We start from the raw sequence: 13,534 nt of genomic DNA on the forward strand, positions 1-13,534 counted from the left end.
TACTGGTGGGGAAGTTTACGGACCATGTGCTGACATGGGGCGAGAGCAAGGTCACGGGCGAGGGGTGACGGGTGACACGATCGGGTAGGCCGTGGGCCGTGGTCGTCACCGCGGCCGTGTGCGCCCTCGTCGCGCTCGGCGCCCTGGCCGCGGCTGCCTACGTGCGCCACGAACGGACGGCCGCGAACCGCCCGGGCGAGACCACGACCCCGTCGACCACCACCTCGGGGCCCGGCGCCGACGGCTGCCTGGCCGACCCGTGCCGCGTGCTCGGGCCGATCCCCATCGGTGGCACCACCGTGCAGCTCGTCGTGGACGCCGGCGGCAAGTCCGGCCGCCTGCAGATCGGCGGGGGCGGCGCGAGCGACGTGATCGAGGTGACCATCACCAAGCTCGGCGCCGTGCTGGGGCCCGACGCGCTGCAGTGTGTCGGCGGCACCCTGTCGGCGTGCGTCGTGCGTGGCAGCGCCGCCGACGGCGTGCTCGGCCAGGTCATCGTCGGCCGGTCCGGGAAGTGGGCGTCGCTGGAGAAGCCGTTCGCGTCCGACGCCGGGTTCGTCGCGGTGCAGGACGTCACCGGGCAGCAGTCCGGGCCGGAGGTGCTCGTCGCGCAGCACCGCTGCGACCGCACGACCACCGCGGACTGCTCGGACACCGACATCCACGTGCAGATCTACTCGATGGGCAGCGAGGTGCTCGGCTGCACCCGCGACTACGCGCGGCTCGAGTCCATGCCCGGCTGGCCCGACCCGGACCTGACCGAGGCCGCGATCAACCCCTGCGACTAGCCCACAGGTCGACCACCCGCACGCCGACCTCGCCGAGCAGCCCGCGGGTCAGCGGCAGGCTGATCCCGATCACGCTGGACGGGTCGCCGTCGACGCCGTCGACGAACCAGCCGCCGAACCCGTCGAGCGTGAACCCGCCCGCGACCGACAGCGGCTCACCGGTCTCGATGTACGCCTCGACCTCGTCCTCGGCGGGGTTGCCGAACCGGATCGTGGTGCTCACGGTGCCGGTGGCGACCGCATCGACGACCCCGTCGCGGACGCGGAGCACGGCGTGGCCGGTCAGCAGCCTGCCCACGCCGCCCGCCATCCGCTTCCACCGCTCACGGGCGCGTTCCGGTGTGCCCGGCTTGCCCACCAGCTCGCCGTCGTGGGACAGCATCGAGTCGCAGCCGACGACCACCGCGTCCGCGTGGGCGGACGCGACCGCGCGGGCCTTGGCCTCGGCGAGCGTGACGACCACCTGCTCGTGCGCCGCGTCCGCGGGCAGCGCGGCGGTGATGGCGTCCTCGTCGACGCCGGACACGTGCACGACGGGTTCGATGCCCGCGGCACGCAGGACCATCAGGCGGGCGGGTGACTGTGATGCGAGGACGAACTCCACACCCGCGACTCTAGATCGCCCGCCTTCGTGCGCACGCGGATGCCCGTCGCCGCGACGATGCCGAGGAGGAGCACCGCGATCGGCAGCATGAGGCTCGCCTTCGCGGCCACCGTGAAGCCCTCGTGGAACACGCCGGTGACGATCCTGCGCACGATGTCGGCGACGTCCGGGTCCAGGTTGGACGGCACGGGCGGGCGGGACGAGTCGAACTGGCTCGCCGTGTTCGCGGCCTCGGTGATCCGGTCGACGAACTCCTCGCGGTACCGGAACGGCAGGCGCTCCGCGTACCGCTCGGCCGCGTCCGGCACGGCGAACGCCACCCCCAGCTGCAGCACGAGACCGGTCGCGGCGCTGCCCAGGACCCCGCCGACCTGGCGGGCCGTGTTGTACACGCCGGACGCCGCGCCGACCAGCTCGGGCGGCATGCCCGCGGTCGCGGCGGTGGTCAGCGGCGAGAACACGAACCCGATGCCGAGCCCGGCGAACGCGAGGCCGGGGATGAGCGTGACCGGGTCCGTCTCCGGTTGTGCCTGGTAGACGAGGGCGCCGACGGCCAGCGCGAGCATCGCGAACCCGCTGATGATCAGGTTGCGCGCGCCGATGCGGTGCCACAGCGCGCCCGACACCCCGGCCGCTGCCGCCGCCGTGACGGCCATGGGCAGCGCCAGCGCGCTGGACTCGAGCGCGGTCAGGCCGAGGACCGTCTGCAGGTACAGGACCAGCGGGAGGAACATGCCGGTCATCGCGAAGCCCATGGCCGCGTGCGCCAGGTTGGCGTAGGTGAAGGTGTGGTCGCGGAACAGCTCGTTCGGCACCAGCGGCTCGCGGGTGCGCACGGTGACCTGGCGGTACACGAACGCGGCGAGCAGCACGACGCCCGCGATGAGCACGTGGACGATCGTGACCGGGCCCGCGACCGTGCTCCAGTGGTAGTGCTGGCCGTTCTGCACGCCGAAGACCAGGAAGAGGAGCCCGACGGCGCACAGTGCCGTGCCGAGCGGGTCGAATCGCAGGCGCCTGCGCGGCTGCCAGTTCGGCAGGGCGGCCAGCGCGATCAGCAGGCTCGCGACGCCGATCGGGATGTTGATCAGGAAGATCCACTGCCAGCCGACGTGCTCGACGAGCAGGCCGCCCAGTACCGGGCCCGCGAGCGTCGCGACGCCGGCCACCGCACCCCACACGGAGATCGGCACACCGCGTTTCTCCGGTGGGAACAGGCGGGTGATGAACGACAGCGTCTGCGGGGTCATGAGCGCGGCGCCGAGACCCTGCAGTGCGCGGGCGGCGATCAGCTCGCCCGCGGTGGTGGCGAGACCGCTCCACGCCGACGCGGCCGTGAACGCGACGAGCCCGGCCACCAGGACGTTCTTCGGCCCGAACCGATCGCCGAGCCGGCCCGTGATGAGGAGGGGGACCGTGTTCGCGAGGAGGTAGACGCTGTTGACCCAGACGACCTCGTTCAGGTTCGCGTCCAGTTCGGTCAGCATCGTGGGGATCGCGACCGTCACGATCGTCGAGTCGAGCATGATCATGAAGAAGCACGCGCAGAGCGCCCACATCGGGATCCACGGGCTTCTCATGCGGTGCAGTGTGTCAGTTCGAGATCGACGGCTTGTCGGGGATCGTCGCCGACGGTGAGGATGTGGGGTATGCGGCGGCACTCGGAGCGCGCTGTGCAGCTGCCCGCCAGCGCCAGCGGGAACCGGCTGTGCCGCCACCGCATCCCGGGCGGCTGCACCCGCTGGTGCGCGTACAAGTTCTTCGCGAAGGTCGTCGTGGGCACGATCCTGGTGCTGGCCCTCATCTGCGGCGGCATCTGGCTGGCGGGCGAACAGGAACGCGTCCGCGAGGTCCTGTACGGCACGGCGACCTACGTCGCCCTGATCCTCCCCGGCGTCATCTGGGCAAACACCCGCGAACGCGACTAACCCCGGCCCCCACACACCGCGAGTCACGCCCCCAAACACCGCGAGTCGCGTTCTCGCGCACACCGAGTTGTCGGTTTCGTGCACATGCCCGGGCGCGCCACCTGCACGAAACTGACAACTCGGTATGCCTGCGAGCGCGACTCGCGGTGTTCGAGAGCCGGGTCAGTGGGGGTAGGCGGACGTGCGCCAGGCGTTCGGGCCGTGGGGTAGGGGGTGGCGTACCAGGGTGCGGCGGTCTGACCACGCTGAGCGTGGGGGTGGCGGGGGTTCCTCGGGCGTGGTGTTCAGGGTGGCGATGACCGCTACCAGCGCGGCCACCTCCTCGTCGGTCGGGTTGCCGCGGACCACGCGCAGGTGGGGGCGCTCGCTCATAGCGGGATGTTCCCGTGCTTCTTGGGGGGCAGGGTTTCGCGCTTGTCGCGCAGCAGGCGCAGCGCGCGGGCCACGTGACCGCGGGTGTGCGACGGCGGGATGACCGCGTCCACGTACCCGCGCTCGGCCGCCACGTACGGGTTGCACAGCGTGTCCTCGTACTCCTGCTGCAGCCGTGCCCGCAGCGCGTCCACGTCCTCGCCGGAGTCCGCGGCCGAGGCCAGCGTCTTGCGGTGCACGATGTTCGCCGCGCCCTGGGCGCCCATGACGGCGATCTGGGCGGTCGGCCACGCCAGGTTGACGTCCGCGCCGAGGTGCTTGGACCCCATGACGTCGTACGCGCCGCCGTACGCCTTGCGGGTGATCACCGTGACCAGCGGGACCGTGGCCTCCGCGTACGCGTAGATCAGCTTCGCGCCGCGGCGGATGATGCCGTTCCACTCCTGGTCGGTGCCCGGCAGGAAGCCCGGCACGTCGACGAACGTCAGCACCGGCACGTTGAACGCGTCGCACGTCCGCACGAACCGCGCCGCCTTCTCCGACGCGTCGATGTCGAGGCAGCCGGCGAACTGCGTCGGCTGGTTCGCGACGATGCCGACCGCGTGCCCTTCGACCCGGCCGAACCCGACGAGGATGTTCGGCGCGAACATGTCCTGGACCTCGAGGAACTCGCCGTCGTCGAGCACCCGCTCGATCACCGAGTGCATGTCGTACGGCTGGTTCGGCGAGTCCGGGATCAGCGTGTCCAGCTCGAGGTCGGTCTCCGACACGTTCGCCGCGACCGAGCCCTCCTCGGCGAACCCGGGGAACACGGGCGGGTCGGACATGTTGTTCGACGGCAGGAACGACAGCAGCTCCTTGACGTAGGCGATCGCGTCGTCCTCGTCGGTGCCCATGTAGTGCGCGTTGCCGGACTTCGTGTTGTGCGTGCGCGCGCCGCCCAGCTCCTCGAACCCGACGTCCTCGCCGGTCACCGTCTTGATCACGTCCGGGCCGGTGATGAACATGTGGGAGGTCTGGTCGACCATCACCACGAAGTCGGTCAGCGCGGGCGAGTAGACGTGGCCGCCCGCGTTCGCGCCCATGATCAGCGAGATCTGCGGGACCACGCCGGACGCGCGGGTGTTGCGGACGAAGATCTCGCCGTAGAGGCCGAGCGAGACCACGCCCTCCTGGATGCGCGCGCCGCCGCCCTCGTTGATGCCGATGATCGGCCTGCCGGTCTTGAGCGCCAGGTCCATGACCTTGACGATCTTCTCGCCGTACACCTCGCCGAGCGCGCCGCCGAACACGGTCACGTCCTGGCTGAACACGCACACGGGACGCCCGTCGATGGTGCCGTGCCCGGTCACCACGCCGTCGCCGTAGGGGCGGTTCTTCTCCAGCCCGAAGTTGGTGGACCGGTGCCGCGCCAGCTCGTCGAGCTCCACGAACGAACCGGGGTCGAGCAGGGCGTCGATGCGCTCGCGGGCGGTCTTCTTGCCCTTCGCGTGCTGCTTCGCGACCGCGCGCTCGGACCCGGCGTGCACCGCCTCGTCACTGCGGCGGTACAGGTCGGCCAGCTTGCCCGCCGTGGTGTGGATGTCCGTCTCGCCGGTCGGCACCTGACCCAGTGGTTCGGTCGCGCTGCTCATGTCTCGGGAGCGTAGTCGCGGTTGACTCCCGGTAAGTTCACTGATGTGACCGAGAACAACCTGGACGTCCTGGTCCTCCGCGAGCAGCTCGTCGCGCCGAACGGCCCGTACGCGGCCCTGGACGTGGTGGATTCCACCGGCTCGACCAACGCCGACCTGCTGGCCGCCGCCGAGAGCGGCGCGCGTGACCGGACGGTGCTGGTCGCGGACGAGCAGACGGCCGGCCGCGGCCGCCGGGACCGCACGTGGGCGTCCCCGCCGGGGTCCGGGGTGTACCTGTCGGTGCTGGTGCGGCCCTCGGCCGTGCCCCCGGCGCGGCTCGGCACGCTGAACCTGGTCGCCGGGCTGGCGCTCATGCACGTGGCGACGGAGACCGCCGGGATCGAGGCCGTGCTGAAGTGGCCGAACGACCTCCTCGTGGGCGCCGAGCGGGCGAAGGCCGCCGGCATCCTGTCCGAGGCGGTGCAGGACGACGCGGGCCCGGGCGCCGTGGTGGGTGTGGGCATCAACGTCACCGCGCTGCCCGAGGGCGCGGAACCCGGGCCGGGCGGGTTGCGGCCGGGGTCGTTCGCGGACGCCGGCGCGAAGGTCACCGACCGGACCGAGATCACGGCGAGCTTCCTGCGCGCGTTCCAGGAGATGGAGGCCGTGTGGCGGCTGAACGACGGTGACCTGGAGCGGTCCGGCGTGCTGACCGGCTACCGCGAGGCCTGCGCGACCATCGGCCAGCGGGTGCGTGCCGAGCTGCCGGACGGCACCGTCACGGGCGTGGCCGTGGACGTCGATCCCGACGGCAGGCTGCTGGTCAAACTGGACGACGGGACGCCGAAAGCGATCTCCGCGGGCGACATCGTGCACCTACGGGCGGAGTAGCGAACATCTTTGCGGGTCAGCCCCCGAACTGTCGGTCCACCTCGGTACGGTTACCGCGACACGCGGTTTATTTCGGGAGGACGCCGTGGCTTACCCAGAGGATCTGCTCAGCGAGGGCGAGAGCGTCATCCTGCACAAGCACTCGCACTGGAAGATGCTGCTGCTCCCCTATGTGGTGCTGATCGTGACGCTGGGTGTGGGCATCTGGCTCGCGATCCTCGTCTCGGACACGTCGTGGAGCATGGTCGGTTACATCGCGATCGGCGCGGTCGCGCTGATCCTGCTGGTGTGGCTGTTCTTCATCCCGTTCGTCCGCTGGCGCACCACGCACTTCGTGGTGACCACCGACCGGGTGATGGCCAAGGAGGGCGTCATCAAGACGACCGGCATCACCATCCCGATGAACAGCATCAACAGCGTCCGGTTCGAGCACGGTCTCGTCGACCGGATCTTCGGCTGCGGCACGCTGATCATCGAGTCCGCCTCCCAGGAGCCGCTCGAGTTCGACGACATCCCGTCGGTCGAGAAGGTGCACACGCTCCTGTACCGCGAGATCAACGACAACCCGCACGACGACTTCATCCAGCAGCCGCGGCAGACCCAGCAGTACCCGCCGCAGGGCGGCCAGTACCGCCGCTGAGCGGAGCTTGCGGAGCGAACATGGTTACGACCGCGCACGACCTCGGCCTGCCGACCCGGGTGCCCGCGCCCGGGTTGCCGGCACGCGTCACGATCTGGGAGGTCGGGCCGCGGGACGGGCTGCAGAACGAGGACGCGGTCGTCCCGGTCGAGGTGAAGCTCGAGTTCCTCGACCGGCTCGCCGACGCGGGACTGACCACGATCGAAGCCACCAGCTTCGTGCACCCGAAGTGGGTGCCGCAGCTGGCGGACGCCGAACAGCTGCTGGCGGGGTTCACGCCACGCGACGGTGTGCGGTACCCGGTGCTGGTGCCGAACGAGCGCGGGCTCGACCGCGCGCTGGCCGCCGGCGTCCGGCACATCGCGATCTTCGCGAGCGCCACGGAGACGTTCGCGAGCCGCAACCTCAACCGCACGCTCGACTCGCAGATGGACATGTTCGAGCCGGTCGTGAGCCGGGCCGTCGCGGAGGGCCTGGACGTCCGCGGCTACGTCTCCATGTGCTGGGGCGACCCGTGGGAGGGCGCGGTCGATCCGGCAGCGGTCGTCTCGGTCGGTCAGCGGCTGCTCGGCATGGGCTGCTCACAGCTCTCCCTGGGCGACACGATCGGTGTCGCCACCGCCGGTCACGTCGCCGCGCTGATCACCGCGTTCACCGAGGCCGGCACGTCCGCCGACGCGCTGGCCGTGCACTTCCACGACACCTACGGGCAGGCGCTCGCCAACACGGTCGAGGCGCTGCGGCACGGCGTGACCACTGTGGACTCCTCGGCGGGCGGCCTCGGCGGCTGCCCGTACGCGGAGTCCGCCACCGGCAACCTCGCCACCGAGGACCTCGTGTGGTGCCTTGACGGCCTCGGTGTGGACACCGGCGTCGACCTGGACAAGCTCGCCGACACCAGCGCGTGGATGGCCACGAGGCTCGGGCGGCCGAGCCCGTCGCGCGTGGTCCGGGCACTGCGGGGCTGAGCATGCGGCTCGCCGAACTCACCCGGGACACCTGGCCGTCGCTGGAGGAGCTGTTCAGCGCCAACAAGACGGTCGGCGGCTGCTACTGCACGTGGTTCATGCGCCGCGAGGTCCGCGAGGAGTGGGGCGAGGGCAACAAGCGGTTCCTGCATGGCTTGGTGCGGGCCGGTGCACCGCTCGGCGTGCTCGCGCTGGACGACGACCGCCCCGTCGGCTGGGTGGCCGTCGCGCCCCGGTCCACCTACCCGAAGCTGGACCGCTCGACGATCACCGCGTCGGACGCCGGCCCGGACACGTGGTCGGTGACCTGCTTCTTCGTCCACCGTTCCGCCCGTGGCCGCGGTCTCGCCCGCACGCTGGTCGACGCGGCCGTCGACTTCGCGCGCGACCGCGGCGCCCGCGTGGTCGAGGGGCACCCGGTCGACACGGAAGGCCAGAAGAGGGCTTCCGGCGACCTGTACCACGGCACGCTCGACATGTTCCTGGCGGCGGGCTTCGAACTCGTTGAACGGCGGGGCACCCGGCGTGCGCTGGTGCGCAAGGACCTGACGTGATCACCGAGGTCGACGGCGCGCCGGTGTACGTGTGGCGGGCCGAGTCGCCGTGGCTCGCGGTGTCCTCCGCCGTGCTCGGTGGCGGGATCGGCGTGCGGCACTGGGTGGTCAACGCGACCGTCGCCAACACCTACGCGCGGCTCGACCCCGACCGCCACCTCACCGAGATCGCGGCCGCGCTCGACCTGACCGGTGACGGCATCGGGCTGCTGACCGCCGTTGACGTACATGAGGTCGTACACCGCGAGGACGGTGGTGTCCGGGTCGCGGTCACGACCGGCATCGGCGCGCACCCGACGTGGGCGGCCGGTCCCGCCGCGGTGCCGGAACCGGTCGGCACGATCAACGCGATCTGCCTGCTGCCCGTCCGGCTCACCGAGGCTGCGCTGGTCAACGCGGTCGCCACGGTCGCGGAGGCCAAGGCACAGGCGCTTTTCGAGTCAGGTGTACCGGGAACCGGCACCCCGACCGACTCCGTCGTCGTGCTCTGCCCGCCCGACGGACCCGCCGAACCGTTCGGCGGTCCACGATCGGTGGTCGGTGGCGCGCTCGCCCGCGCGGTGCACAGCGCGATCCGCGCGCGGCTGTGAAAATTCACGGGAACCCTCGGCGCGCGCCACGCGTCCAACGCGAGACCGAGACCAATGCCGTCCCCCAGCGGAGGTGGCCGTGGTGGCTGACCACAGAGCTCAGGTCGAGGACCTGCTGGCCGGCTACCGGCGAAGCCGGGAGCAACTGGGGGCCGTGCAACGGTCGCTTGCGACCGTCCGGGAGACGGTGACGAGCGAGGACGGCCGCGTGGCCGTCACCGTGTCCGCCTCCGGCACGCTCGTGGACCTCGCCATCGACGACGACGCCTACCGCGCCCTGCGGCCCGCCGACCTGGCCGCGTTGATCGTCCGCACCACCGCCGAGGCCACCGCGCGCGCCACCCGCCAGGCCGGCGAGGTGCTCGCGCCCGTGCTGCCCGCCGACACCGACCCGGCCGCGTTGCTGCGCGGCACCGCCGACCTGTCGGACGAGGAGCTGACCCCGGAGCCGGAGCCCGACCCGGAGGGGCCGGACGAGACGTTCGAGGACAAGTCCTGGATGCAGTCGGGGGGCACGCGCCATGCACGACGGGTTTGACGTCGATGCCGAGCGGCTGGCCGGGCAGGCGAGCCAGTTCGAACCGCTGAGCACCAGGGTCGCCGCCATCCACCGCTCCCTCACGGAGGCGCTGACCGCCGACGGCGCGTGCTGGGGCACCGACGCGGTGGGCCAGAGCTTCTCGTCCGTGCACGCCCAGCCGGCCGACGACGTCGTGGCCCGCCTGTCGTCGCTGGCCGAGCGGCTCGGCTCGGTCGGCACGCGGCTGTCGGACACCGCCACCACGTACGGCGCGGGCGAGGACACGGCGCTCGACCACCTCAAGTCCGCGGAGCGGTAGATGGGCATCGAGCTGCCACCGGAGCTGGCGGACGTCGCCGCGCAGGCCGGTGTCGTGTGGCCGGAGGCCGACGAGGAGGCCATGGCCAGGCAGGCGCAGGCCTGGCGGGACACGGCCACCAGCATGTCGACGCTGGCCACGGACGCCGACACGACGGCCCGTGCCGCGCTGACCGCGGTGGCCGGCGACGCCGGTGACGCCGCGGCCAGGGAGTGGAAGACCTTCGTGGACGCGGATTCAGGTCACCTGACTTCCGTCGTCCGCGACGCGAACGCGGCGGCCGACCGCCTGGAGCACGCGGCCGACCAGGTCGGCACGGCGAAGGTCGAGATCGTCCGGAACCTCGTGGCGCTGGCCCAGAACGCGGACGCCGCGCACGCGGCCGCGTCGGCAGGCCACCCGACCGCGCTCGCCGGGCTGGACACGGCGGTCCGGGGCACCGCGGCGAACGTGGCGCACATCGAGTCGCAGCTGGTCAGCGCGGTGCAGCCGGGTTCGGGCGTGGACATGGCGGCCGTGCAGAACCCGGTGAACGCCAATCCCGGCCACCACCTGCTGCCGGGCGTCACGACGACGGTGGCCGACGTGACGTCGACGGTGACGGACACCGTGGGTTCCACTGTGGACCAGACGGTGGACACCGCCACCCAGCTTCCCGGGGACGTCGCCCGCCCGGTCACGGGTGCCGTCGGCGACACGGCCGACGCACTGCGGCCGACGCCGGGCCACCTGGTGCCCGGGGACGTCCTGCCCGATCGCCCCGGGGACGTGCTGCCCGGAGACGGGTCGGGTGTATTGCCCGATCGCCCGGGGGACGTGCTGCCCGCGGATCCGGACGTCACGGGCCCGGTCCCGTCCGGCACCATCGACGACACCCTGACCCCGCCGACGGGCCAGACCGTGCAGGCGGGGTTCGCGGGTGGCCTGGAACCGGCGGCGGCACCACCGCCGAACCTCCCCCCGGCGGCGTCAGCGGCTCCGCCACTGGCGAACCCGGCGGCGCCCCCCGCATACGGCGGTGGCCCGCTCGCGGGCGCTCCCGCGGCACCGGTGGGAGGTGTCCCGGCGGCGCCGGTGCCCGCCCCGGGCCGTCCGGCAGCGCCGATCCCGGCGGCGCCCGCCCCCGCGGCCCCGGTGGCCCCGGCGCCGGTGCGGTCGGCCCCGGCGGCGTACGCCCCGCCCGCGGACCCGGCCCCGCGTGCCAACAAGCCCATGGCAGGCCCGCCCGGCGCCCCGCCCCCCGCGAAGGGGGAGCGGAACGAGGTGCTGGCGGCGTTCTGGATCCACATGTTCCCGATCGGCCACCTGCCGGTCGCGTCGTACCGGCCCGCGCGGCAGGTCCCGGCACCCCCGCCGGAGCTGGACTACGCGGCGGGCCTGCGCTTCGAACCGGCCGACCACCCGGACTACCACCTGGTCGACGACCGTCCCCGCCTGGCGGAGCTGCACGAGGGCATCGCACACCGCGCCGCCACGAAAGCCGCCGAGGAAGGCGCCCCGGCGCCGTTGCCGCCGCCGTCGACGCCGCAGGGCTACCAGAGCTACGCCCCGCCGTCGGCCTACCAGTACCCGGCACCGGCGACCGGCTACCCGCCTCAGGCCTACCCGGCGCAGTCGTCGTACACGGGCCTCGGCCGGCACGTCTACCCGCCGCCGGACCCGACCCAGCATGGCGGAGTGCTTGGCCAGCCGGGCTATCCGCCTGAGGTGCCGGGGCAGCCGGGCTCGTCGTCACAGTCACCGGCGGGCTCGGCGCAGCCTGGTGGGGTGCTTGGGCAGCCGGGCTATGCGCCTGAGGTGCCGGGGCAGCCGGGCTCGTCGTCACAGCCGCCGGCGGGCTCGGCGCAGCCTGGTGGGGTGCTTGGGCAGCCGGGCTATGCGCCTGAGGTGCCGGGGCAGCCGGGCTCGTCGTCACAGCCGCCGGCGGGCTCGGCGCAGCCTGGTGGGGTGCTTGGGCAGCCGGGCTATGCGCCTGAGGTGCCGGGGCAGCCTGGCTCGTCGTCACAGCCACCGGCGGGCCCGGTGCAGCCCGGTGGGGTGCTCGGCCAGCCGGGCTACCCGCCGCCGGACCCGGTCCAGCCGGGCTATCCGGCCGAAGCGCCTGGCCAGGCAGGCTCGTCGGCGCAGCCACCGGCGAACCCGCCCAGCCCCTCACCGCAGCCCGTCGAGGCAGCCGCGACCGGCGCCGACGTCTCCCCGGACGCCGCCACCCTGCCCCGGTTCCGGCCGGTCAACCCGAGCGCGGGCATCACCGCCGACCACCCGGCCGTCCAGGCGCTCCTCGACGACCACGATCCGCTCGGCGGCGCCAACGAGCGGGACTGGGACCGCCGCTACCTCGTCCGCCTGGGAAGCGTCACCCCGCAGGGCATCAGCCCCGAAGGGCTCGAGTACAACTGGCCCACCAGCGAGCAGTACCCCGAAGGCGGCAGCGCCCCCGGCGAAGCCGAGACCCTCGCGGAGAACACCGTCATCGACCGGTTTGGGTCGGCGCACGGGCGGGTGTTCGCCGCCGACAGCACCGCGTTCGCGCAGCGGTCGTTGCCGCCCTCCTACAAGGACGCCGGGTACCGCCGCTACCGGGTGCGCAAGCCGCTGCCGGTGTGGCGGGCGGTGTCCGCGGCCTGGTTCGGGCAGCCGGGCGGCGGGATCCGCTACCGCACCACCCACTCCGCCATCGAGCTCGTCGCGCTGGGTTACCTCGAGGAGATCGCATGAACGCCGAGTCCATCACCGAATGGCTGGCCGCCGTCGGGGTGCCCGCCGAGGTCGTGTCCGTGGGCGCCGAGGCCGACAACGCGTGGTGCCTCGTCCGCGACGACACCCCCGACGACGAGGGCAACCACTCCTGGGAAGTCTTCTGGCGCGAACAGGGGAACCGCTACGACTGGGCCCGCTTCACCAACGAACAGGTGGCCTGCCACTACCTCTTCGGCCGCCTCACCTGGGCTCAGGTCGTGCGCGGTGCGCTGACCCCCGCCTGAAGCACCCCGAGCGCCGCGTCGTGCAGCAGCCCGTTCGACGCGAGCCCGTCGCCGCCGTCGAACCGCGGCTCGCCGCGCAGGTCGGTGAACCGGCCGCCCGCCTCGGTGACGATCACCTGCACCGCGGCCAGGTCCCACGGGTTCGCGATCGGTTCCGCCGCCAGGTCCAGCGCACCCTCGGCGACCAGCACGTGCTGCCAGAAGTCCCCGAACGCCCGCGTCTCCCAGCACGCGTCCATGAGCGCCTGGTACGACTCCCGCGGCTCCCACAGCCGGGCGTCCGTCGTGGACAGGTACGCGTCCTCGAGCGCCGCGACGGCCGACACCCGCAGCCGCCGCTCCCCGCACCACGCCCCGCCACCGGCCGACGCCCACCACCGCCGCGGGAAGGCCGGCGCGGACACCACCCCCACGACCGGCGTCCCGCCGTCCACCAGCGCGATCAACGTCGCCCACACGGGGTTGCCCCGCAGGAAGTTCTTGGTGCCGTCGATGGGGTCGACGACCCACGTCCGCCCGTCCCCGACGGCCCCGCCGCGCTCCTCGCCCAGCACCTCGTCGTCCGGCCGCAGCTCGGCGATGATCTCCCGCACGGTGTCCTCGACGGCCGTGTCGGCGTCGGTCACCGGCGTGCGGTCCGGCTTGCGGTCGACCACGAGGTCGGCGGCCAGGAACCGGGCCATGGTGATCTCGTCGGCGGCGTCGGCGAGCCGCAGGGCGACGGCGAGGTCGTCAGAGTGCATGCGCTGATGCTGTCATG

16 protein-coding genes are annotated in these 13,534 nt (G+C 72.7%); 11 read left to right on the forward strand and 5 right to left on the reverse strand.

Annotated features, from left to right (window positions below):
- Nucleotides 1-71: 71 nt before the first annotated feature.
- Nucleotides 72-788, forward strand: a complete 717-nt coding sequence (locus ACYQ77_RS03810) for a hypothetical protein (protein ID WP_459707417.1) — start codon at nucleotides 72-74, stop codon at nucleotides 786-788.
- Here the strand turns inward: ACYQ77_RS03810 and ACYQ77_RS03815 are convergent.
- Both ACYQ77_RS03815 and ACYQ77_RS03820 read right to left on the reverse strand, forming a co-directional pair.
- Complete coding sequence (locus ACYQ77_RS03815) at nucleotides 772-1,392, reverse strand: Maf family protein (RefSeq protein ID WP_459707419.1); 621 nt, start codon at nucleotides 1,390-1,392, stop codon at nucleotides 772-774. The genes ACYQ77_RS03810 and ACYQ77_RS03815 overlap by 17 nt on opposite strands.
- Entirely contained in the window at nucleotides 1,353-2,972 is a 1,620-nt protein-coding gene (locus ACYQ77_RS03820) for a DHA2 family efflux MFS transporter permease subunit (RefSeq protein ID WP_459707420.1), read from the reverse strand. The genes ACYQ77_RS03815 and ACYQ77_RS03820 overlap by 40 nt, the downstream gene beginning before the upstream one ends.
- Before the next feature lie 69 nt (nucleotides 2,973-3,041).
- On the opposite strand from ACYQ77_RS03820, the gene ACYQ77_RS03825 reads away from it, so the two are divergent.
- Nucleotides 3,042-3,320: a hypothetical protein gene (locus tag ACYQ77_RS03825; protein WP_459707422.1), complete on the forward strand. Its 279-nt coding sequence runs from the start codon at nucleotides 3,042-3,044 to the stop codon at nucleotides 3,318-3,320.
- Nucleotides 3,321-3,482: 162 nt separating this feature from the next.
- Here ACYQ77_RS03825 and ACYQ77_RS03830 read toward each other — a convergent pair whose 3' ends face one another.
- Nucleotides 3,483-3,692 (reverse strand): acyl-CoA carboxylase subunit epsilon, encoded by a 210-nt coding sequence (locus ACYQ77_RS03830; RefSeq protein WP_459707423.1) that lies wholly within the window; start codon nucleotides 3,690-3,692, stop codon nucleotides 3,483-3,485.
- Nucleotides 3,689-5,326, reverse strand: a complete 1,638-nt coding sequence (locus ACYQ77_RS03835) for an acyl-CoA carboxylase subunit beta (protein ID WP_459707425.1) — start codon at nucleotides 5,324-5,326, stop codon at nucleotides 3,689-3,691. Before ACYQ77_RS03835 ends, ACYQ77_RS03830 begins: the two co-directional genes overlap by 4 nt.
- Before the next feature lie 45 nt (nucleotides 5,327-5,371).
- Here ACYQ77_RS03835 and ACYQ77_RS03840 point away from each other — a divergent pair, with 45 nt between their 5' ends.
- The 9 genes from ACYQ77_RS03840 (at nucleotide 5,372) to ACYQ77_RS03880 (ending at nucleotide 12,774) form a co-directional block, all read left to right on the forward strand.
- Nucleotides 5,372-6,199 (forward strand): biotin--[acetyl-CoA-carboxylase] ligase, encoded by an 828-nt coding sequence (locus ACYQ77_RS03840; RefSeq protein WP_459707427.1) that lies wholly within the window; start codon nucleotides 5,372-5,374, stop codon nucleotides 6,197-6,199.
- 85 nt (nucleotides 6,200-6,284) lie between these two features.
- Complete coding sequence (locus ACYQ77_RS03845; RefSeq protein ID WP_459707428.1) at nucleotides 6,285-6,839, forward strand: PH domain-containing protein; 555 nt, start codon at nucleotides 6,285-6,287, stop codon at nucleotides 6,837-6,839.
- Nucleotides 6,840-6,859: 20 nt separating this feature from the next.
- Complete coding sequence (locus ACYQ77_RS03850; RefSeq protein ID WP_459707430.1) at nucleotides 6,860-7,807, forward strand: hydroxymethylglutaryl-CoA lyase; 948 nt, start codon at nucleotides 6,860-6,862, stop codon at nucleotides 7,805-7,807.
- A gap of 2 nt (nucleotides 7,808-7,809) precedes the next feature.
- Nucleotides 7,810-8,361 carry a GNAT family N-acetyltransferase gene (locus ACYQ77_RS03855; RefSeq protein WP_459707431.1) on the forward strand — a complete coding sequence of 184 codons (552 nt, stop codon included), beginning with the start codon at nucleotides 7,810-7,812 and terminating at the stop codon, nucleotides 8,359-8,361.
- Nucleotides 8,358-8,951, forward strand: coding sequence for an adenosylcobinamide amidohydrolase (locus ACYQ77_RS03860; protein WP_459707433.1), 594 nt, complete (start codon nucleotides 8,358-8,360; stop codon nucleotides 8,949-8,951). Before ACYQ77_RS03855 ends, ACYQ77_RS03860 begins: the two co-directional genes overlap by 4 nt.
- A gap of 82 nt (nucleotides 8,952-9,033) precedes the next feature.
- On the forward strand, nucleotides 9,034-9,489 hold the full coding sequence (locus tag ACYQ77_RS03865) for a YbaB/EbfC family nucleoid-associated protein (protein WP_459707435.1): 456 nt from the start codon (nucleotides 9,034-9,036) through the stop codon (nucleotides 9,487-9,489).
- Complete coding sequence (locus ACYQ77_RS03870) at nucleotides 9,473-9,790, forward strand: hypothetical protein (RefSeq protein ID WP_459707437.1); 318 nt, start codon at nucleotides 9,473-9,475, stop codon at nucleotides 9,788-9,790. Before ACYQ77_RS03865 ends, ACYQ77_RS03870 begins: the two co-directional genes overlap by 17 nt.
- Nucleotides 9,791-12,508 carry a TNT domain-containing protein gene (locus tag ACYQ77_RS03875; protein ID WP_459707439.1) on the forward strand — a complete coding sequence of 906 codons (2,718 nt, stop codon included), beginning with the start codon at nucleotides 9,791-9,793 and terminating at the stop codon, nucleotides 12,506-12,508.
- Nucleotides 12,505-12,774, forward strand: coding sequence for a hypothetical protein (locus ACYQ77_RS03880; RefSeq protein WP_459707440.1), 270 nt, complete (start codon nucleotides 12,505-12,507; stop codon nucleotides 12,772-12,774). The genes ACYQ77_RS03875 and ACYQ77_RS03880 overlap by 4 nt, the downstream gene beginning before the upstream one ends.
- Here the strand turns inward: ACYQ77_RS03880 and hisN are convergent.
- A complete protein-coding gene (gene hisN, locus ACYQ77_RS03885) occupies nucleotides 12,741-13,517 on the reverse strand; it encodes a histidinol-phosphatase (RefSeq protein WP_459707442.1) in 777 nt (258 codons plus the stop codon). The two genes, ACYQ77_RS03880 and hisN, sit on opposite strands and share 34 nt — an antisense overlap.
- Between the last annotated feature and the right edge of the window lie 17 nt (nucleotides 13,518-13,534).

It is taken from the genome of Actinophytocola sp. KF-1, assembly GCF_054661535.1.